We start from the raw sequence: 20,519 nt of genomic DNA on the forward strand, positions 1-20,519 counted from the left end.
AACGGACCCGTGCCAGGCTTCGTCTCTCTCAGGCGGCCAGTGGAATCTCAGCCCGCTGACGAATGTCGGCCAGCAGATCACAGATGCGGTCCACTTCCGATTCGGAGAACAGATCTTCCGGTCCAGTGGGTGCCAGATCACGGAATGGGGGGTCGTAGAGGCGAGTGGGGTCCATTACGCCACGGCTCGTGAGTTCATTGATGATCTCGTTGATGAACTGGATCTGAGTTGCGGTGTGAGTGTTCTCGGTGAGGAACTCACTGAAAACTTCCTTGGCAGTGTTGCGATCGAGCCCCACCAGGGAGCGGATAAAGAGCCCGAAACCGTTGCACTCCTCTGCAGCCCGGGCGATCACCTTCTCGCTGCCGATGTCATGGCTGAGGAGAAAGCGTTCGAGTTCCTCAAGATCGGTGGCCGTGAGTGGCTGATTTCGGCGCAGCCGCTGCATGGTGAGATGATCCTGATGGGCCTTGAGGAACTCCCGTGCCCGCAGCCGGAACTGGCGGAACTCATCGCGGCTGATCAGGAGGGTGGGGTCGAGCTCTCGCAACTCCCCGAGTTCATCGGTGAAGCTCGTGTAGATGGGGGAGCGAGCCTGTCGCTCAATCAGGCCCACGAGGCCGCGAAGCTTACGCCTCACCTCCTCCAGCATGGGCACCGTCACGTCCTGCCACCACTCATCGAGCAGCAGATCCTGAATCAGGCCCATCTCGGCGGCCACCATCGGGATTGTGTGCCGTTCCTCCAAGAGAGCAGCTATCGCGCGCACCTGGCCCTGGAGTTTGGCGATGCGTGGATCGCTTCTCAGCAGCGCGATCTGGAGGTTGTAGAGAAGTAGATCGAAACGCCTGGCGTCAGCATCGGTGTCGCCGTCTTCCTCGGCCAGGGCTGAGGGGAGAGGAGCCAGGGTGAAGGACAACTTGGCTAGAGCATCGGCGTTGAGCTGCTCCCAGGCTTCCGGCTGACTGAAGCGCTCCACCAGTTCCAGATGGGGCCGCACCAGGAAATTGTCGCTCGGACAGGCAGCCACATGGCGTCTCAGCCCATTCGCCAGTTCGAAGCGGTGGGCCTTCAGCTCCGCTGACAGCGTCTGCTCCCCCGGGGAAGCCTGTTGATCGAGGTTATCGATCAGGGCCAGGCGAGCCTTGAAGAGCTTCGAGCTGAGGGATTCAGGGGCCGAGCTGCCTCCACTACCCCCCTGGCCAAGGAAGAACTCCAGGTTCTGGCAGCAATCGAAGATCCAGAAGAACTCCTTGTGCTCTCCTGGGCCAAACAGATCAGGGCATAGACGGGTGCCACGACCCACCATCTGCCAGAACTTGGTGCGCGAGCGCACCGGCTTGAAGAACAGCAGGTTGACGATTTCAGGGATGTCGATGCCGGTATCGAGCATGTCGACGGAGATGGCGATGTCGAGGCCGCTGCTTGGATCGGCGAACTCGTCGATCAGGCTCTGGGCGTAGGGCGCGCGGTTGTCGATCACCCGGGCCGCTTTGCCGGCGAGATGGGGGTAGTGATGATCGAAACGCTTCTGGATGAAGATGGCGTGATCGTGGTTGCGGGCAAAGAGGATCGTCTTGCCAATGCGATCACCGTCCGAGCCGCGCATGCCCTTGGTCATCAGCACCTGCAGGCCCTTATCCACGGTGTCGGTGTTGAACAGCCAGGCATTCACGGCACCGGATTCCACTCTGCCGTTGCCGAGCACACCCTCCTCCCAGTCCAGCAGGTCCCACTGGGATTTGTCCTCTTCACTGAGCTCCGCGTAGGTGATGCCGTCGCGGGGAAACTTCAGCGGCACCGTCACGGGCCGGAACGGCACGAGGTAACCGTCTTCCACGGCTTGATCGAGGCCGTATTCATCGGTGGGCAGGCCCACCTCCAGATCAAACAGGTCGTAGGTGTTGCGATCGATATCGTCGCGGGGAGTGGCGGTTAGGCCTGCGAGAAGGGAATCGAAGTAGCTGAAGATGCCGCTGTATTTCTGGTAGACGCTGCGGTGTGCCTCATCCACCACGACCAGATCGAAGTGTCCGACCCCGAAGCGCTTCTCGCCTCGGGAGTCCTCCGCATCAATCAGGTTCATCATCGTGGGATAGGTGCTCAGGAACACGCGCCCCTCACCGCCACGGTTGGAGACAAGATTCACGGGTGAGCAGTCCGGCAGGAAGCGGCGGAAGGCCCGCTCGGCCTGCAGCACCAGGGCATTGCGATCGGCGAGGAAGAGCACCCGTTTCACCCAGTTGCAGCGTATCAACAGATCCGCCAGGGCGATCACGGTGCGGGTCTTGCCGCTGCCGGTGGCCATCACCAGCAGTACCTTGCGCCGACCCCGCTCTAGCGACTCAGAGATAGCTCGGATGGCGCGCTGCTGGTAATAACGCTCCACGATCTGGGGGTCGATGCTGGAGGCTGCCAGTGAGTGACGATTGGCGCGTCGACGAATCAACGTTTCCAGTTCCGCCTTCTTGTAAAAACCCTGCACATCACGGGGCGGATAACGACTGTCATCCCAGAGGCGGTGACGGTAGCCGTTGGAGAGAAAGATCAGTGGCCGCTGGCCGTACTGGGTTTCGAGACAATCGGCATAGAGCTTCGCCTGCTGCTGGCCGAGCATCGGATCCTTGCTGGTGCGTTTGGCCTCAACCAGGGCGAGGGGCTTGGCGTCATCCCCCCAGAGCACGTAATCGACGAAACCGATGCCTTCGGCGTTCGGCATACAGTGGACCTCCACCTCATCGGAGTGGCCTTCCCCGAGTCGCCAGCCCACCTCCTCGAGGTAGTGGTCGATGTAGAGGCGACGTGTCGCGAACTCGGTGAGATCAGCCTCAGGCAGGGCGGCCGCCTGGTTGGCCTTGCGCAGGGCCGTGATCTCCAGTCGAAGTGCTTCCAGCTCCTCGCGGGAGGCGGCGGATTCTTCACGAGCCGCTCGCAGCTGCTGATCCCGTTCGGCCAACTGGGTGGCCAGCACCTCCAGCTGCTCACGGCTCTGGGCCTGCTGCTGTGCTGCCGCCGGTTGGGCTGCAGGCAGAAGCCCCTTGTCGAAGCGAGCACCGCGCACGGCGCCTGGATCACGGCCATAGGTGAGGGCCAACCATCGCAACACCTGGAACAGCTCGGTGGCCGCTAAAACGGATGCGCCCGGTCGGATCGCCTCGGCGCGATGGACGGCGTCATTGCCCAGGTCTTTGAGCAGCTTGAAGCGACCCAGGAGTTGGTCTCCCACGAGCTGCCGGAAGTCTGTGCCGTGAATCAGCTGCGAGAGGGAGGGTTCCCCCCAGGGCCGTTGCAGCTGGCTGTCGTTGGCGTAGACCCATTCCACCAACAGTTCCACGGTGCGGCGGGCGTAGAAGCAGGCGGTGCGGGGATCGCTCAGGGCAAAGCTCTCCACCTTGATGGCCTCGACGTGAAGCTCAGGCCACTGGCTTGCAATGAGGCCGTATTGGGATGGGGAGTTGATCATTGCCGACATCGTGACCACCCCATCACCCGTTGTCATCCAGCTGCCGCTCCAGCGACTGGCGAATCAGGCCGATGGCATAGGGCACCTCGGCGAGGCTGGCCACCCGAACCTCCACGTCCCCATTCCCCCAACGGCCGATGGTGGTGATGTCCCGGGCAATCCCACTGGGGTCATCCAGCTCGGCAAAGGGCATGTTGAGGCTGAGCCGCAAGCTCCTGACTTGCGGCACGATGTCGACAAAGTTCGTCTCGCACTTGTAGGCGATGTAGAGCTTCAGCACCTCCTGGTAGACGTTGGGGTCCAGAGCTCGGATGCCCAGATCGAGGGCATCGAACAGGGCACGAATCTGAGGATTCGCCAGCTGGGGGTGATCGGCCAGGGAGTAGGCCGCAGCAGGGTGGGCAGGTCGGCTCCAGTACTCGGCCAGCTGCGCCTCCGATAGCTCAGGCGCCGCCCACACCGCCAGCGCCCGCTCGGCCAGATGTGCCCCCCGCGCCTGAATCTCTTCCACACCCCAGGACTCGACTTGGCCCAGTCCCTGGTTCAGCTTCAAGGGGCTGCCGGCAAAACCGCCTGCGTGGTTCCGCTTTTCGAGAAAGGGGCGATCGCTCAGCTCAGCGTTGTAGCCGGTGAGGGTGAGGTTGCCGAGGCGATGCAGCCATTCCTCCTGGAGGGCCTTCCAGTTCTCGCCCAGGGCCTGGCGCCAGGGAACGGACAGTTCAGGGTTCTGGGGAAGGATGTGCTCGATCGTGTAGTTGGCAACGGCGATCAGCTCCCTGCGCTGGTGGTTCTCGAGCTTCTGAAGCCAGTAGCTGCAGCTCTTGTTGAACTTGTAGAGATTGCGGAGCTGGATCTCACGACGGAACTCCTCGTCGCTGGGAAAGCGGCGGTAGGAGGGAAGGCTGAGCAGGTGAGCCTTGAAGCCGGGCAGGTAGTGGCCGTTCTCCTTGCGCAGGGAACGGCTGAAGGTGGCGAAGGTCTTCTGCTGGGAGTTGGAGGGAATCGCGCAGACGGCCCGCCGGAACACATACGACTCCAAGAGCTGCAGGGCCTCAAGGAACTCGCCATGGCTGAGCAAGCCGGCTTCATGGTCGGCGTAGAGCTCCAGCAGGAGGGGGTTCACCACGCTGACCTTGAGCTCCCGCAGGTTGAAAAACGCCTGGTGGAGGGCGGGATCAGGCTCCTTGCCGAGCACGATGCGGCAGTATCGCCTCGCCACGGCGTGCACGTCCTTCAGCAGCGATTCGGTGCCTGCCTGCTCGATCTCCGGCCGGCGGGCGTAGGCCTTGAAGGTGTCGTACACCTGATTGAGCAGTGGCACTTCCCCGGTTTGCAGGGTGAGGAAATCGCGCATGAAGGCGCTGAATTCGTTGCCGCTGTAGGCCTCCTGACCAAAGAGCAGCTCCATCGGCCGCCAGTGGAGGGTGTAAAGCTGCTCCTGCAGCTCGGGCGGCTGGCCCATCAGCACGAAGTTGCGGATCAGATCGGCCTGGGAGAGCTCCCGGCCGGTGGAGTTCATGCTCTCGAAGATCAGCTGGGGATTGTCCTGATCGCGGGCGAGGGCCACATCCACCACAAGCAACTTGCTGATGCCACGGCACACCATGGCGAGATCGGTGCTGGGCTGACGCAACTGCTCCAGGAAGAACTGATGATTGGCCTGGATGCGGATCGAGGGTTCGGATGGTGGTGCAGCGGCTGTTGTATCCACCAACGCCATCAGGGTGACGCGGTCGGTATCTGAGAGCAGCAGCTTGAAGCGCTTGTCGCCTTTCTGCAGCCGATTGATCAGGTAGTACTCGCGGATCATCGCCGGGGCAAAGCCTTCGATCGGTTCCTGCTGATCTTCCGGCAGAGCTTCCAGCACCTCGGCCAGGGCGGTGAGTAGCAGGGTGATGGTGGTGAGCCGCTGCTGGCCGTCGATCACCAACTTGGGAGCCTGAACGGCCAGGTTGCCGAGTCCTTCATCGATGTGCACCACCGAGCCAATGAAGTGCACGCCGATGGCCTCCGTGGAACCCGTGCGGAGGAGATCAGCCCAGAGCTGCTGGCATTCCTTCTCCGTCCAGGAATAGGTGCGCTGGTAGATCGGGATGATGAACTGGGAGACAGCGCCCTGGATCTGGAGGAGTTTGGCTTCGGTGGCTTTCATGCTCTGCCGTCACCAGAAAGTTGCGCCGCAAGGCAGTTTGCCACTTCGGATATTGATCTTTCTGAGAGTCGCGAACTGTTGTCCACACGCTTAACAGCTCTGAGCTCATTCGAAAAACTCCCCTGCTCTTCAATCGACGGCACGGGTATCGTTACTGCCTCTAGCCCCTGCCTTGTGATCTGAGGCTGAGCCGATCCAGATATTACATCATGCATGCCCCGAAGTCGCAGCACCCATGCGAGATACTCAGTGGTGATTAGTCTGTAGTCTGGGTCGTCCATGGCCATCGAATTGCCTGTCACATAGCAGTCGGGAGGAGAGATATTGACTGTGCCGCAGGTGGCTCCACGGCATGTCACCAGCACGGTTGGATGCGGGTGATTGAACCTGTCAAAGTATCCGATTAACCCATTTGCACCAAATACTGGGTAGCCGCTGTCTTTGAGCTGCTTCGAAGAGATTGTCGGCCATTGCTTGGGATTGCAAATTTCGACTAACCTATAGAGAGGGAGCTCATACGGATTTTCTGAAGGCAAGCCAAAGCGGCGCATGAAAAGAGATCTTCCGAGCGCCGATAGCAAATCAGCCCGCTGGGCGGCTTTTCCCTTAATGTCTTGAGCCCTATCCAGAATCACCGCGATGCGCTGCTGCTCCTCCAGTGGGGGAAGCGGGATTTTGATCTTGGCGACATACTTCGGGCGAGCTCTGAGAAGGGATCCGCCTACGCCAGACACCGTCTGCATAAATTGACGATGAAAGCCATCAGATAGCAAAAAGTGACGGAGGTATCGGGCATCTGCCTCATTGTTGCTAAAGACAATCCATTCGCTTGATGCAATCTGTCTTGAACCCGCTGATTTTTCGACAACCCAGGCTCGGCGGATGTGGGGAACAATTTTTGAAAGAAGAACGTCACCTGGTTGTACGACTTGCTTTGTGGATCCAATTTCACCGCCCAAAGCAATCTCTGGGGAATTCCTGTCGTAAGCAGGGATGCTGAGCAGCTCAAATGCCTCGCTTGGATAGTCGGCTGGGTTGATCGAGCTCCTGCCCTCCTTGGGCATTAGTTCTCCAAGTTCAATCTCGCGAGAATTATTCATCGCAACATCCCCTCCAGCTCCTCAATCCCCTGCAGGATCTCCTGCTCGATCGCCCGCAACTCGGCAAGAATCTCCAGCGGCGGACGATGCTCCACCTCCTCGTGCACCAGCTCCTTGTAGCGGTTGAGGCTGAGGTCGTAGCCCTGCTCGGCGATCTCCGCTTTGGGCACGCAGAAGCTCTGGGCGGTGCGTTCGCGCTGCCGCTCTGAATTCTCGCGTTGGCGCCAGCGGTTCAGACAGTCGGGCAGGTTGTTCTTCTCGTGCTCGTCTTCGGCCAGGGGTTCTTTCGGAGCGGGCCCGAGCTTCTCCAACGGCAGCAGCGGGTTGCGCTTGTCGTCGAGGCTCCAGCCGTCGGCGGTCATGTCGTAGAACCACACCTGATCGGTGCCGCCCCGGCCGGTTTTGGTGAACAGCAGAATCGCCGTGCTCACGCCCGCATAGGGGCGGAACACCCCACTCGGCAACGACACCACACCTTCCAGGAAGTGGTCGTCCACCAGGGTGCGGCGGAGTTCCTTGTGGGCCTTGCTGGAGCCGAACAACACCCCATCGGGCACGATCACCGCCGCCCGGCCGCCGGGCTTGAGCAGCTGCAGGAACAGCGCCATGAACAGCAGCTCTGTTTTCTTGGTCTTCACCACCCGCTGCAATCGGGCACTGGTGCTTTCGATGTCCAACGACCCCGCGAAGGGCGGATTGGCCAGGATCAACGAGTAGCGGTTTTCTTCGGCGGCGGTGTCTTCCGAGAGCGAATCGCGATAGCGCACATCGGGGTTCTCCACCCCGTGCAGCAGCATGTTCATCGCACCGATGCGCAGCATCGTGTTGTCGAAATCAAAGCCATGGAACAGGCCATGGTTGAAGTGCTCCCGTAGCTGGGGATCACTGAAGAGATCCGGGTTGTGCTCCCTGAGGTATTCGCCCACCGCCACCGGAAAGCCGCAGGTGCCGCAGGCAGGATCGGCCATCACATCGGTGGGCACCGGCTCGGTCATCGCCACCATCAGCTCGATGATGTGGCGCGGTGTGCGGAACTGGCCGTTGGTGCCGGCAGTGGCCAGCTTGCCGAGCATGTATTCGTAGATGTCGCCCTTGGTGTCGCGGTCGGCCATCGGCACCGCGTCGAGCAGATCCACCACCTTGGCCAGCAGCGCCGGCGTGGGAATCGTGAAGCGTGCATCCTTCATGTGGCCGGCATAGGCCGAGCCATCACCGCCGAGTTCGCGCAGGAACGGGAACAGGCTTTCGCCCACCAGCGCAAACATCTCAGCGGCGGCCAGATGCTTGAAGCGGCTCCAGCGCAGCTGTTCGTAGGGGCGATCGCGCCCATCCACACCCTCTGGGAAAAGCCGCCGCGCCATCGGTTGGCCGGTGCGTTGGGCCTTGCGCTCCTCCAGGGTTTCCAGCTCATCGAGCCGCCGGATGAACAGCAGGTAGGTGAGCTGCTCCAGCACCTCCAGCGGGTTGGCGATGCCGCCGCTCCAGAAGGCATTCCAGATGGAATCGATCTGGTTGCGCAGTTCACCGGTGAGCACCGAGGCGGCGGTGGTGCCGGGGGCGATCGAGGGTTGGGCGCCGGCAGCGGCGGCGCCATTGCTGTTGCGGCGGCTGCGGCCGTTGCTTGATGCGGCAGCAGCTTTGGGCGGTGGTTCCACCCCGGCCAGGCGCAACCCGCCGCCGGGCCCCTTCACTTTCACCGCAGCCCCCATGGCCACCAGATGATCCTTGGCGGCATCGAACTCCTCGGCGGTGAAGGGTTCCTCCGCCTCCTGAGCCAGGGCTGCCCGCAGTTGGTCATTGCTGAGCCGGCTGCCGTCCTCGGGGATCAAGGCCAGCAGGGCATCGGTGAGGTCGGTGCGGGGGGGCATGGGGGCAGAACGCTGAAAGCGAGTTGTGGAGAGGCTGTTCTGCGACGCCGCAGTCTGGCACTCCCTTTTGGATCAGCCCAGTGTGGGGCTGAGGGCGTGGCCTTGGTCGGAGGTTCGTGCGAACGACCAGAAACAGCTGGGCCCCGCAGGTGAGACTTTCTTCTTTGGTCTCTTCCCGGCCTCCTCTCGTCGTTCGCACGTAGATCTGCGATTGCTCCCGAAGTTGGGCGGAGCATGACCTCATCAACTGCTTCGTCTCCCATGGTTCCCCTCATCCTTCGTGCGCTGCACGGCCAGGTCCATCGCTTCACCGGCGTTGTCGACCGCTTCGGATCATTCCCACTGGGTGGGGAAGTGATCCATACCGTCTGCATTCGCGAGCTCCAACACGCCCGCAGCGAACAACCGGTCAAACCCGACCACTGGTGGTTCCGATTGCGGGAACCCTGGGCCCAGGCCAGTGTTCAACTGGGTGACACGGTGTTGTTCACCGCCAAGGTGCAGCTCTGCACCAAAGGCTGGGACGAGATCGCCATCGAACCCGCCGTACCCGTTCGCCGGCAACGGCAGGTGGTCGGACTGGGCGGTCGGATCCGTGACGTGGTCGTCACCCGCCGCGCTCAGCGCCACAGCGTGGTGATGGACGACTTGGAGGAGGCAGTCCGCCTAAAGGCCCAGCAACTCGTGGAAGCAGAAGATCGGGCACGACTGCTGGAGCAGCACCGTGATGCCCTGCTGAGAGACCTGGCGGCCCTGCAGAAGCGGCTGCAGCAGGCCAACATCCGTTGCCGGGTCCTTGATCCCAAGTCGGCCAAGGCTCTGCATGTTCCTCTGCGCTGCTCTGCAGGAGGGCGCCAGCACCGCGGCTTCGCGGTCCTCTCCGCTTGATCATCAGCGTCCCGTCAGCGACGGGATATCGATCTGTTCTTCGCAGGAACCACTTGATTGCTGAAGTGCGGCCTATCAAGCTGGCGCCCATGAGTCTTCCCCAGCGCTGCCATCTGCTGATCGGCCCTCCCGCCAGTGGCAAAACCACCCTGGCCCATCAGCTGGCGCCCCTGCTCACAGCGCCGGGTGAGCCACCCGCCGTGGTGCTCTCCACCGACCTGATCCGCCAGGAGATCTTCGGTGATGCGGCGGTGCAGGGGCCCTGGTCAACGATCCGTGAGCAACTGGTGAGCCGTCTTCAAGAGGAAGTGGCAGCGGGCCATCCGGTGATCATCGATGCCACTCATGCCAGGCGGCCCTGGCGATTGGCCTTCACCCAGGATCTCGAGCTTCCGAAGCCGGTGGAGTGGATCGGCTGGTGGCTCTTCACCCCCCTGGCCACCTGTCTGGAGTGGAATCAGCGGCGACCGCGCCTCGTGCCCGAGCCCGTGATCAAGGAACTGGCGGCGGCCCTGGCCGATCCGAACTTCGGGCCCAGCCGCGCCGAGGGCTTTGCCGCCGTGGTGACGCTGGTGCCGACCCACCACGACGCACTGGAGCCTGTGCTGCGTGAGGAGCTGGACCGTCTCGACCTCCGCATCCGCTCCGCCGCCAACCGGGAGAAACGGATCGAGCTGCATGGCTATTCCCGCCTGCTGGATCTCGAACGCCTGCTCTACCTGCTTCGCCTGCTGAGCTGCTTCCCCGATCTGGCCGCCAAGGATCCCGTCACCGCCGCCGACCTGGAGGCAATCGTTTCCCCACTGCCCGAAGGCGACGTGGCCGATCGAGCTGCCGCCTTTTTGCAACGGCTGCACGGCGATTGCTATGGCGATCCAGCGGCCCTCCGCGCCGATCTGGCCTGGCTGGAGCAGCAGGGGTTCACCTCCGCCCAACCCGTCGCCGCCCCAATCCAACTCGCGCCGTTGGGGTCGCTGGTCTCGTCTGGGGAACGTTCAGCGCTGCCCACGCCGGGAGGGGTGAACGGCGGTCACCCTCCACTGGGGGATGCTCAGGTCTTCATTCGGGATTTCAGCCTGCTGCGCCATGTGTTGCAGCACCCGTTCGATCGGGAGCGCGGAAGCGATCTACCCGCCCACCTGATCGCAGCGATGGAGGAGATCCCTGGGGCGTACTTGCCCGGAGAGGCCGCCACCCTGCGCAAAGACCTGGAAAAGCTGCTTACGCCCTATGGCTTTCGCTCTCGCAACGACAACGTCCGCCACGGCTACGCCCTGGGCACGGCCCTGCTCTCAGCGCCCCGCCTGAGGGAGATCCATGGGGTGGTGAGCCAGGCCGCCGCTCGGCTCGGCGATCCATCGGCGCAGGACCTGCTCGCTGAGCTGGAGGCGCGTCTGCGCTGGGGCGGCATCAACCCCGATACCTCCGCACCAGTGCGCACCTACCCCACCACTCAGTGGTGGATGCAACCCTTGTACGACAGGATTCGCTGGCCGCCGAGCGCCACTCCTACCAGCAGGCGGAGGCGATCGAAACGGCGATCCTCGAGCACCGGCGCGTGGTGCTGGAGCGGTTCTCCTCGGTCGCCAGCTTCCCAGGAAGTCCATCAGGCGAGCTGCGGGTCTGGCCGCTCCAGCTGGTTTTCCACAACATCGGCTGGTATCTCCTCTATGAAGAAGATGCCGTCGCCCAGCCGCAGGGCTTGATCCGCACCGAGCGGCTGGATCGCCTGGCCCTGCGCCGAAGTGAGAGCCGCAACCGCCGCAGCGATGCCGTCCATCAGCAGGCCGTCGAGCGGGCCAAGCAACTACTGCACCTCAGAGCTGGCATCTACTGCGGTGACGACCTCAGCGAGCAGCTGGCCCTCACCAGTGCCTCAGCGAAAGCACAGGCCCAACACCTCGTGACCCTGCGCTTCTCCTGTGAGGCCTGGGCCTTTGCCTTCATCCGCGAGGGCGTGCAGCGCTTCCCGATGGAGCACACCCGCTTCTCAAAGCCCCTCCCCGGCGACAACTGGTGGCGCCACCCAAAAGCCCCCCATGTTCTGGAGCCGAACCCCGCCGCTGACAGCCACCCCTACCCGGTGGAATTGGATCTACCGGCCTGGACGGTCCGGCGAGATGTGGACATGCGCAATTGGTTGCTGGGGTTTGTCGGCGGCATCCGCATTGAGGCGCCGGAAACTATGCGCGACGAACACCAGGCCAAGGCCAGAGCCATCCTCGATGCTTACGGTCATTCAGAAGAATGAAGCCAGGCCGTCCACGAGAAGGCGGAGGCACCAGCCTTGACCTAATTCCCCCATCGGGTTCGCCGCGATTGATCGGCTGATTCTTCGCACGTGATCAGGCGTTCGTTTGGCGAGCGATCGGAAGAATGGAGCAACAGCAACTCAGTAGTCACTGCCCGGCCATGAACCTTCTTGCCGAGCAGCTCCGCCATCCTGACGACTGAAGCCATGTCCTTTCGCTTCCGCCGCAGCGCCCGCATCGGCCCCCTGCGCTTCAACTTCGGCAAGAGCGGCCTGAGCTCGATTTCGCTTGGGGGTCGGGGGGCATCCTTCAACATCCCGGTAGCCCGGTCCGGTGGCCCCCGCACCACCGTGGGCCTACCCGGCACAGGGCTGAGCTGGAGCGTCGAGCACAACCCTGATGCAAATCAACCGGCCCCGGCGCAGCTCCCGGCTGGCCCGGCGGAGGGCCTGCCCAACAGCCGCCGCTTCAGGCCCGGCCAGCTTGACGCCTTCAAGCAGGGCTGCCTGGGCGTGCTGCAGGAGCAGCTGTTCGCGTCCGGATCCCAAGGCCAGCTCATCTGGGAGCTGAACCTGATCACCCGGCTGCTGGCGGATCCCTCCCTTGGCAGCCGGACCCAAGGTCTGCTGGCCACGATCGAAACGCCAGAAGCGATGGAGGCCTACCTGCTCCGCGCCCAAAGCCAGGACGACGCCAAACGTCGGGCCCATCGCTGCGTGGAGGCAGCCCAGGAAGCAGCACGGCTGGTGAACGCCCGGGGCTGGTTGAAGGCTTAGGCAGCCGGGAGGCTCAGCACATCAGACGCTCCCGCAGGAACTGATCGCCCACGGCCACCGCCGTGGCCCAGTTCTCCGCCTCGGAGAGACCGGAGCTGTGGGTGGGCTTGAAGCTGTGGTCGCCGCTGGGGATCCAGCGCAGCTGCACCTGGGGCGAGAGGCGGTAGGTCTCCACCTCCTCCCGTCGCCCGAAGCTGTCCCGCTCTCCCTGCAGGATCAGGGTTGGCGTCTGCAGTGAAGCCAGGTGTTCGGTGCGCAGCTGCAGCGGCATGCCGGGCGGGTGGAAGGGGTAGCCAAGGCACAGACAACCGCGCACCCCATCGCTGGCGGCCAGCTCATCGATCAGCAGGCTGGCCACCCGACCACCCATCGACTTGCCGCCGATGAACACCGGTCGGCCCGGCTGTCCCGTCTTCTCCAGCCGCACCTGCTGGCGGAACGCCTCCTGCAACACCGGCATCCGGTGGGCCAACTGGCGGCGGCCTGTTACGCGCATGCGGGCCATGTAGGCAAACGCAAAGCGCACCACCCGCCTGCCCGACGCAGCCAGTCCGCTGGCGATGGCCGCCATGAACGGGCTGTCTATCGGTGCGCCGGCCCCATGGGCCAGCAGCACGGTGGCCGGCGCGTCGTCGGGGCCATCAATCAACCGCGGCGCGGAGTTGGGTGCCTCATCCGTCATGGGCTGATCCGCCCCGGTGCGTCTCCGGCCGCTCTAGATACCCCGCCGCCCACACCGCTGGGGCAATCCCGTGGGGCACGATCCGTCGGTAGGCCTCACTGGCGAGGATCTCCTTCACGGCCTCCCCGAGCAACTCGTTGGAGCGGCTGGCGGGCAACCGGTGGCTGAGGATCTGGTGGATCCGCAGCAAGTACCAGGCGGAGCCATCGAGCCCCGCCTTGTATCGATCCCAGCTGGCGGGGTCGCGGCGGCCATCGAGCACCTGATCGCGGGCGTTATGGGCCTTGTCGGCCACCGTCACCAGCAGCGAGGACTCGCTCTTGTGCTCCAGCGAGGCCACATAACGGGTCTTGCGCACCAGCCAAGGTTCTTTGCCTGCGCCGGTCAGTCCCTCGGCGGTGTCGGTGCAGTCCACCACGATGCCGGCCACCTTTTCCCCAAAGCGTTCGGCGATCGAGGCGTGGCTCTGGCCGGCATCCTCGATCGAGTCGTGCAGCAGACCGGCGATCGCCTGATCTTCCGTGCCCCCGTCCTCCCACACCAGACCGCTCACGGCGATCAGGTGGGAGATGTAGGGGACTGGCTTGCCTTTTCGGCGCTGGTATCGGTGCAGTTGGGCGGCCCAGCTCAGGGCATCGACATAGCGCTCGCGATGGGCCAGATCAGAGGGCGTCATCGTTTTGCTGTTCGGGGATAAATGATCGTTGATCGCGGTTGCTCTGTTCGCCTTCCCGTTACTGAACCCGGAAGGTCACGGCCATCACAGCGGTGATGTCCTTATCGATCGTGCTGGTGTCGTAGGTGCCTGTGTCGCTGGTCTCAGTGGAGTTCGGCGCCGTGATCTGAAACGAGCCTGTGTCTGCATTGGTGATTGCACCAATCCTGGCGCCTGCCTCCTGGGCAATTGCCTTGGCACGTTGACGTGCGTCGTGGGTCGCCTTGGCCAACATGTCCACCCGCTTTTCCGCCAGCTTGGTGAAGGTAAAGGCTGGTTCGTTGATCGTCAGTGGTATGCCTTGGCCCACCAGGGCGCCGATGCGACCGGAGATTTGCTGGATCTTGGCCACATCCCAGCTGCCGATCAACACAGCCTGCTTCGTGGTCCACACTGTGGAGCGCAGCTCACCGGTGCGGGGATCGCGCACCTCCTCCTTCTCGGACTGCGCCGAATCGAGCTCGAGTTCATCGGCCTCGATTCCCTGGGCTCTGAGGAAGGCCACGGTCTTCTGTACCGACGGCTGTAGGCCCTCGTACGAGTCACGCTGGCTGGGGCCGCTGTAGCTCACCAGGACCGACCAGTCGACGTAGTCGCTGCGGATCCGCTCGGTGCTGGCGCCAGTCACAGTGATCGTGTCGTTGGCGTTGCGGAGGCCCTTCACCAGCACCCCAGTGGCGCTGGTGAGGCCCAACCCAAGCACCGCCATGGCGAACACCAATGGCGGCGTGCTGCGCAGCAGCGACTTGGTGTGGTGGCACAAACGCCGGAACTGCTCGCGCCGGGGGATCAGACGGTTGAGGAATCCAGCCATGGGTGCATTGCGGTATTCCTCCAGCGTCGCTGAACCCCATGCACACCGCCGTCCATCTTCTGCGAATCACCAGCTCGTCGTTCGCACAAATCCTCTACTCGTGCTGATCCGAGGTCGCAACACTGGGTCCATCCACACCAACCGCCATGACCCGCATCACCATCGAATGGCAGAACCAATTCGGCCGCTGGCAGCACTACACCTCAAGCCACCACGAGCCCAGCGCTTATCGCACTGCCCAGCAGCGAGCCCGCTCCACCGGCAAGCGCTACCGCCTGGTGGATGATGAGGGACGAGTGCTCGACATTGTTGAGCCATGAGGGGCTAGTGCCCCGGCAGCGGCCGATCACCACCTGCCCGGCCTCCGGTTCCCAGTGGAAGTGGAGGCGCAGTGTGCGGCTTATTGAACCCGAACGCCGATCTTGAGGAGCTGCCACATCCCCAGCTCCTGGCCCATGTAGAGGAAGGTGCGTGGCCGCCGAGCCATGGGGTTGTTTTCAATCGTCTCGGATTCCCTGGGGCATGACTCCCAGCGACAACCTTGCCGGCGATCCGATCAGGGGCCCCTTCAGTTTCGGCGCGCGGAAGATTGTGGCTAGCAGCCAGAGCTGCTAGAACAGCTGTTCGCCAAGTTCGAAACCTCTCTCCGCATCGGCTGAGGTCTAGGCACTGTCGTGCACCAGCAGGTGGGCGGGCCAGAGCTCCTCGCTCACGAGTTCCGGACAGTCCCGAGACTTGAGGCGCTGGAGACTGGCCATGGCCCGCAGTCCGTTCCAGCAGCGCTCAGCCTGAGCCTGCTGCTCATTCTCACCGTCCTGGCTGCTCCACGGCAGGTAGCTGCCTGGATCCGTTGAGGAAGGCCCGGCCGCCTCCAGGTAGTCAATGTCCAGCCTCAGGCGTTCGAGTGCGCTCCCCCGGGTGCTCTCGCAGGGCTCACCGAAGTGGCTGCGGATCCAGAGTTCTCCCTCGGCGCGGTCCTCCGGCACCAGGCCGTCCCCCTCGGTGAGGCTCAGATACCAGGGTTAGTGAAGACCGTGCGGGTTGGAGTAGCGGTGGCGACGAGGAGGGAGAGGAGAGTAGATCGGGGGGTAGAGGAACTCATTCCAGATCAACGCTCTCCAGCAGCATCCGGCTGCGGTAAAGACGGTCGGCATCCACCGCCCAGCTGATGATCTGAGTGTGTTTGGCGTCGTCGTCGCTCTTCATCTCGACGACCACCTCATCGTGGAAGCCCTCAAGCTGCCGCACCAAGGTGAGCGCAATCTGCTGATCCTCAGCGGCGGTGGTATCGAGCTTTTCAATCAGATCCAGCACCTCCTGCACCTTGGCGCTCTGCTGTCGCGCGGGCTTTTCAGGGCGCTCCGGGTTGTTTGCTTGCATGGCCATCAACTCCTGGGGACTGTTAGGGATGCCGGTACCAACCGGCGCGGCGGCATGGTCAGCGCCCATCTCGGGATGGACGCCGGCACTGGGATCAAGGGGCTGGCCGCGCTGGAAGCGGTAACGGCCGCGGGGCTGGCTGGGCGGGTTGGGCTGGTGATCGGGCTTGGCGTCCTTCGGCTTGGTCATGGCACCTCGTTCGTCTTTCGATGCTCCTACCTTCGCGGCAATTCGCCGAAGGTGATGGCCTCCTACTGCGAAGGACGACTGGAGAAACGACCTCCCATGCGCTCACAACGTCAGAGGCTGGGGGCTTTGGCGTAGAGATCCACCACCGCCCGGGACTGTTGCAGGTGCAGCGCCCGCAGCTCGCTGGGCTGCTCGATGCGGAGGCCGGCGCCCCAACGGAACAGCCAGTTGCGCAGGTCCCAGTCCTGCTCAAGTGTCCAGCGGGGCAGGCGGATCTCCACCGGATAGGGATGGCTGTCGCTGGCGGGATTGGGTGTGAGGGTGTCGCGCGGACGAGCGGCGCCGAGCCCATCGCCGGCGATGGGTCTGGAGTAGGCGGTGTGCTCCGGCGGGAAGCGGTGGGGTTCTTCGCGGATCAGCCGGAACACCGCCGGCGCGCAGGAATAGCGCAGCAGGCCCCAGGGGGGCTGAGGCTTCCGGCCGGTTGACGGCTGCATTACCGCCAGCTGGTCGTCGATCGCGTCGCCGAAATAGATGCCACCACAAACGTGCAACAGCCGTTGCATCCGCTCCAGTGCCATGGCGTGCTGGGCCTCGGCGCCACGGCGGGTGTTGCCGTCTTCGTTGAGCAGCACGAGCCGATCCACACGCAGAGTACGGATCAGCCCCGTCTGCCGGCCGATCGTTGCTGTTTCGAAGGCCAGATACCAGCTGATGTTGTGGAAGAGCAGCTGCACGGGCCAGGCGCGGAGACGATCGTCATCCACCCGTTTGCGCTGCTGCTCGCTCATGGCATCGGGCAGGTGGCGAAGCCAGACGCGGCGGCGGTCGCGGATCGCCCGCTCCACCCGCGCAACTTGCTCCGGGCTGGCCAGGGTTCCAGTGACTTCCGCTGTTATCGACCGGTGGGCCAATGCGCGCTTGGGCTGGTGCCGGCGGCCGGGGCTGCCATCAGCATGGAGGAGGCCGGCCCGCTGCAGGCGATCTTCCAGAGTGAGCAGTAACGGCTTTTGCGACTGATCGCTGAGACGATCGATCGAGGCCTTGAGCTGGGCGTGAACCTCCAGCAGCTGGTCGGCGGAGAGCAGAGCGGTACCGATCGCATATCCATGGCGACGGCTATGTGGGCGGCCTCTCACCTGCGGCATGAAGCCGTAGGGGTTGAGCACATGCTCGACGTCGTAGCGGAGCACGGCCACCTGATCGGCCGCGTAACCACCCTCAATGCCCGCGAGGCGCCCGATCAGGTGGCGGTAGAGGGGGCTGAATTCATGGCTGCCGCGACGTGCTCGCTTCTGGCGCGGCGTGCGGCATCCAGACGGCTTCTGCTCGGCCTCGGTCTCGGGCCCATCGAAGGGGTCCTTGAGGATGTGTCGCAGCATGGTGAAGACCCGCCGGAAGGTCTGGCAGTCAGCCAGGGCGGGATAACCGCCGTTCAGGCTGCTACCGGTCGCCGCCCCCTCGGCTCCGAGCTCAATCGGCTGGTCGCCCTGCCAGTCGAGCTGGAGGAAGCCGTTGGCCTGTAGCCAGGCAAGATCGCTGCGGATCGTGGCCCCATCGGCGTAGCCGTCGCTGTTGCCGCCGTGCACTTCCTTCCACCTGGCCAGATAGGCGGCAGCCCGCTCAGCCAGGTCGCCCTGGGGAGGTGGGTTGCAGATCTGGATCAGGTCGGCGGCGGTACCCGCATCGCTCTCATCGAGGCCGTTGAAACTAGTGGGTAGGCGGATCAGGAACAGCAGCCGCTCCAGATCCAGCAGCCGTGAATAGCGGTGCAGCTGGGCCGCGACAGCGCGCTGGCGGTTGCAGGCGTTGCGGATGCGGCCATCGAGGGAAGCCAGCCGGCCAATTAGGTCGGCGTCGCTGGTGCCCTCGCCAGCAGAGGGGTTGAGGGCAACGATCACCGCAAACCCCTCCGCGCGATCCGGTCTGAAGAAGCGGTGGTTAAGGCTGGGGTGGAACTCCTCAATCACCGCCTCGGGTACGGGCCGATTGCGGCGCAAGGCCCATGCATTTCACTGCTCCAGCGGGGTGGTGAGCCACCAGGCGATCCACTCCACCGGCCGGGGCAGTTGCAGCTGTTGGGTGTAGAGCAGCCGCCAGGGTCTACGGGCGTGGGTGGCATCGATGATGACCGGCTGGCCGGCCGCTACGGCCTCCTGCAGACGCTGGAGCAACAGGGCGCGGATTTCTTCCCAAGGCCCCTGAACGGCCGCATCGCCGAACAACTCGGCGCGGATCACATCGGTGGAGAGCACGAGTGCCGGCTCACCCGACTCCCCCTGCAGCAGGGGCGCCAGCAGGGTGGCGAGGGTGGTCTTGCCACTGCCTAGTGGGCCGATCAGCAGGTGACAGCGCAGGGTGCTGGAGGTCATGGATTCATCTTGAAACGACGTCCGGGCCATGGCCCTCGTCTCCTGCGAAGCATGGGTCCCAGGATTCAGTGCAGGCTGGTTCTGATGCCAGCGCGATCTCAGGGGCATCAATGCAGGCCAGCCGGATCGTGATCTTGCGGCCCTGGGCACGCACGCGAATGGTGTCGCCATCACTGATCGAAAGCACCGTGGCGCGGCTATCTGTCCCAGCCATGGCAGCCGGGGCCATCGCCACCACAAGCAGCAGGCCCCCGAACAGCAGCAGTAGGCGACGCATCGGCAAAGCCTGGCAGTGCTTCAACTCATGGCACCAACCTTGCTTCAGCCGGACAACGGCCCATCGTGGTGTGAAACCATCAGTTAGAAGACGGTCCGCGACGGGTCGCCATCCTGATGTCCGGCCAACCATCGCTTGGAGCCTCTGGGTGATGGGCTGGAGCACACACACCACGAGGAGCACCGCGTTGTCACTTGAGGATCGCGACGAAGAACTTCTGGCCCTGCTGGACGGGCCCTTCAAGCGGGTGCGGGATGACAACCACGTAGATCCCCACTCCATCCTTGTGTGGGACAGCAGCCGAATCCCTGTGATCGAAGCTGTGGGGATCCTTGAACTGCTTGGCCGGTATCCCTGCGGTGGACACGGATCCCAATGGGCCGCCTCAGATCTGCTGGAGATCCTGCTCGACAAGCGCAACCAGTACCGCAAGAGCATCGCTTCCCATGACATTTCTGATGACGACCCTGAGATCACCCCGGCCTGCGGAACCGTGGTGCTTATCGCGAGCGATGACCCGAGTCGCGGCCATCGCTGGGTCGCCATCAACGCCCTGATTGAACCAGGGGAATGAACATGGAGGCATCTCGCTCCTCAGGCACGGTCCGCTACTTTTGCAAGCCGACGTCACGTCACGCCGATCAGCTCAACGCCGCCTCTCCAAGCAAGAGCGCCTAGCGCAGCTGCCCCTCACTCCTCATCGTCAGTCTCACCAGCGAGAATCAGCCGGATCTGCTAGCGACCCAGCTTGATCGCGAACTCATCGCAGGGCCTTAGATTGAGCATAGCGGTATTGACCCTGCCCACCAGCAGGTTGCCGTTGTCCTGCACCGTGGCCACGTAGCACAGGCTACGGCCTGGTTTCCCTTTGCCATTGCCGCCCCACTCTCCGAGGCTGACGCCTTTGGCTTCCAGCAGCGCCTCATAGAAGCGGTGACATCTAGCCATTCGCCGCCGTCCTTCTTGGTGCTCACATTGCCAGCGGCTCGCACAAGATCGGACTTGGAGGCATAACCCAGCTCCTTGGATTTGGCAAGCAGTACCCCCCGCGTTCAGGGAAGATGTCACCTCTCTGATCCGCAGACCCGGGAGCTTGATTGAGAGGATCAATGCGTCGTTACAGCGAAGCCGCCATAGCTGATGTGCGCAGCTGGGTGAGCCCGCCGCAGAGGCAGAGCGTGTCAACGACGCTGATCGAGAGCACCGTGGCGGTAGGAGGCCGCTGGGCCTGCGCCATGGCCTCGGAAAATCCGTTGCCCCACCCAGCGATGACAGCAGCGGCACCGATCAGGAGCCACCTGATCACTCGCTGAGCACAGGTTCGATCCGCGCTAGAAGCGCAGATAGTTGCACGAACAAGGCATCAGGGCCCTTTGCTTCATCAGAGGGGGATCGCATCCCGCTCAGCAGAGGTCAAAGCGGTTGGTTTGATATTGCACCGGCGAATCAGATCGACTCTAAAGCTCAGGCTGTCATCTAGAGCATGCGCCACGGCGATATGATCCAGCAGACCGGCACGCGAAGGCATATCCACAAGTAGATCCAGATCACGGCCGGGGCCAGCCTCGTAACGGGCGACGGATCAACCCCG

18 protein-coding genes and 1 pseudogene are annotated in these 20,519 nt (G+C 63.5%); 6 read left to right on the plus strand and 13 right to left on the minus strand.

What is annotated here, in order from left to right:
- Positions 1-28 precede the first annotated feature (28 nt).
- Genes KBZ19_RS12600 through KBZ19_RS12615 form a run of 4 tightly spaced genes read right to left on the minus strand, consistent with a single transcriptional unit; the run spans position 29 to position 8,583 of the window.
- Positions 29-3,499 carry a DEAD/DEAH box helicase family protein gene (locus KBZ19_RS12600; protein WP_255101174.1) on the minus strand — a complete coding sequence of 1,157 codons (3,471 nt, stop codon included), beginning with the start codon at positions 3,497-3,499 and terminating at the stop codon, positions 29-31.
- On the minus strand, positions 3,486-5,615 hold the full coding sequence (locus tag KBZ19_RS12605; RefSeq protein ID WP_255101175.1) for a DUF262 and DUF1524 domain-containing protein: 2,130 nt from the start codon (positions 5,613-5,615) through the stop codon (positions 3,486-3,488). Before KBZ19_RS12605 ends, KBZ19_RS12600 begins: the two co-directional genes overlap by 14 nt.
- Positions 5,612-6,715: a restriction endonuclease subunit S gene (locus KBZ19_RS12610; RefSeq protein ID WP_255101176.1), complete on the minus strand. Its 1,104-nt coding sequence runs from the start codon at positions 6,713-6,715 to the stop codon at positions 5,612-5,614. Before KBZ19_RS12610 ends, KBZ19_RS12605 begins: the two co-directional genes overlap by 4 nt.
- Positions 6,712-8,583 (minus strand): class I SAM-dependent DNA methyltransferase, encoded by a 1,872-nt coding sequence (locus tag KBZ19_RS12615; protein WP_255101177.1) that lies wholly within the window; start codon positions 8,581-8,583, stop codon positions 6,712-6,714. The genes KBZ19_RS12610 and KBZ19_RS12615 overlap by 4 nt, the downstream gene beginning before the upstream one ends.
- Before the next feature lie 261 nt (positions 8,584-8,844).
- Here KBZ19_RS12615 and KBZ19_RS12620 point away from each other — a divergent pair, with 261 nt between their 5' ends.
- The 4 genes from KBZ19_RS12620 to KBZ19_RS12635 all read left to right on the plus strand — a co-directional run bounded on the left by KBZ19_RS12620 (position 8,845) and on the right by KBZ19_RS12635 (position 12,499).
- On the plus strand, positions 8,845-9,471 hold the full coding sequence (locus tag KBZ19_RS12620) for a hypothetical protein (RefSeq protein ID WP_255101178.1): 627 nt from the start codon (positions 8,845-8,847) through the stop codon (positions 9,469-9,471).
- Between the two features lie 89 nt (positions 9,472-9,560).
- Complete coding sequence (locus KBZ19_RS15230) at positions 9,561-11,177, plus strand: AAA family ATPase (RefSeq protein ID WP_399220261.1); 1,617 nt, start codon at positions 9,561-9,563, stop codon at positions 11,175-11,177.
- The gene (locus tag KBZ19_RS12630) at positions 11,174-11,722 is read left to right on the plus strand and encodes a hypothetical protein (protein ID WP_399220263.1); all 549 of its coding nucleotides are present in this window, start codon (positions 11,174-11,176) and stop codon (positions 11,720-11,722) included. The genes KBZ19_RS15230 and KBZ19_RS12630 overlap by 4 nt, the downstream gene beginning before the upstream one ends.
- A 207-nt stretch (positions 11,723-11,929) precedes the next feature.
- Positions 11,930-12,499, plus strand: a complete 570-nt coding sequence (locus KBZ19_RS12635) for a DUF4236 domain-containing protein (protein ID WP_255101179.1) — start codon at positions 11,930-11,932, stop codon at positions 12,497-12,499.
- A 13-nt stretch (positions 12,500-12,512) separates the two neighbouring features.
- On the opposite strand, the gene KBZ19_RS12640 is transcribed toward KBZ19_RS12635, so the two are convergent.
- The 3 genes from KBZ19_RS12640 to KBZ19_RS12650 are packed head-to-tail and all read right to left on the minus strand — an operon-like array spanning position 12,513 to position 14,710.
- A complete protein-coding gene (locus KBZ19_RS12640; RefSeq protein WP_255101180.1) occupies positions 12,513-13,181 on the minus strand; it encodes an alpha/beta family hydrolase in 669 nt (222 codons plus the stop codon).
- Positions 13,171-13,857, minus strand: coding sequence for an HD domain-containing protein (locus tag KBZ19_RS12645; RefSeq protein ID WP_255101181.1), 687 nt, complete (start codon positions 13,855-13,857; stop codon positions 13,171-13,173). The genes KBZ19_RS12640 and KBZ19_RS12645 overlap by 11 nt, the downstream gene beginning before the upstream one ends.
- Before the next feature lie 58 nt (positions 13,858-13,915).
- On the minus strand, positions 13,916-14,710 hold the full coding sequence (locus KBZ19_RS12650; RefSeq protein ID WP_399220265.1) for an SIMPL domain-containing protein: 795 nt from the start codon (positions 14,708-14,710) through the stop codon (positions 13,916-13,918).
- 146 nt (positions 14,711-14,856) lie between these two features.
- On the opposite strand from KBZ19_RS12650, the gene KBZ19_RS12655 reads away from it, so the two are divergent.
- The gene (locus KBZ19_RS12655) at positions 14,857-15,030 is read left to right on the plus strand and encodes a hypothetical protein (RefSeq protein ID WP_255101182.1); all 174 of its coding nucleotides are present in this window, start codon (positions 14,857-14,859) and stop codon (positions 15,028-15,030) included.
- 342 nt (positions 15,031-15,372) lie between these two features.
- On the opposite strand, the gene KBZ19_RS12660 is transcribed toward KBZ19_RS12655, so the two are convergent.
- From KBZ19_RS12660 to KBZ19_RS15140, 5 genes are all read right to left on the minus strand, one after another.
- Entirely contained in the window at positions 15,373-15,696 is a 324-nt protein-coding gene (locus KBZ19_RS12660) for a hypothetical protein (protein WP_255101183.1), read from the minus strand.
- 112 nt (positions 15,697-15,808) lie between these two features.
- Entirely contained in the window at positions 15,809-16,279 is a 471-nt protein-coding gene (locus KBZ19_RS12665; protein ID WP_255101184.1) for a hypothetical protein, read from the minus strand.
- Positions 16,280-16,389: 110 nt separating this feature from the next.
- On the minus strand, positions 16,390-18,279 hold the full coding sequence (locus tag KBZ19_RS12670) for a WYL domain-containing protein (RefSeq protein ID WP_255101185.1): 1,890 nt from the start codon (positions 18,277-18,279) through the stop codon (positions 16,390-16,392).
- A 12-nt stretch (positions 18,280-18,291) separates the two neighbouring features.
- Entirely contained in the window at positions 18,292-18,651 is a 360-nt protein-coding gene (locus KBZ19_RS12675) for an AAA family ATPase (RefSeq protein ID WP_255101186.1), read from the minus strand.
- Positions 18,652-18,655: 4 nt separating this feature from the next.
- A complete protein-coding gene (locus KBZ19_RS15140) occupies positions 18,656-18,928 on the minus strand; it encodes a hypothetical protein (RefSeq protein WP_315856360.1) in 273 nt (90 codons plus the stop codon).
- A gap of 187 nt (positions 18,929-19,115) precedes the next feature.
- Here KBZ19_RS15140 and KBZ19_RS12685 point away from each other — a divergent pair, with 187 nt between their 5' ends.
- A complete protein-coding gene (locus KBZ19_RS12685; RefSeq protein ID WP_255101187.1) occupies positions 19,116-19,502 on the plus strand; it encodes a hypothetical protein in 387 nt (128 codons plus the stop codon).
- 161 nt (positions 19,503-19,663) lie between these two features.
- Here the strand turns inward: KBZ19_RS12685 and KBZ19_RS12690 are convergent.
- Positions 19,664-19,968: pseudogene (locus KBZ19_RS12690) on the minus strand (AbrB family transcriptional regulator).
- Between the last annotated feature and the right edge of the window lie 551 nt (positions 19,969-20,519).

Source organism: Synechococcus sp. L2F (genome assembly GCF_024345695.1).
Classification (GTDB): Bacteria; Cyanobacteriota; Cyanobacteriia; order PCC-6307; family Cyanobiaceae; genus MW101C3.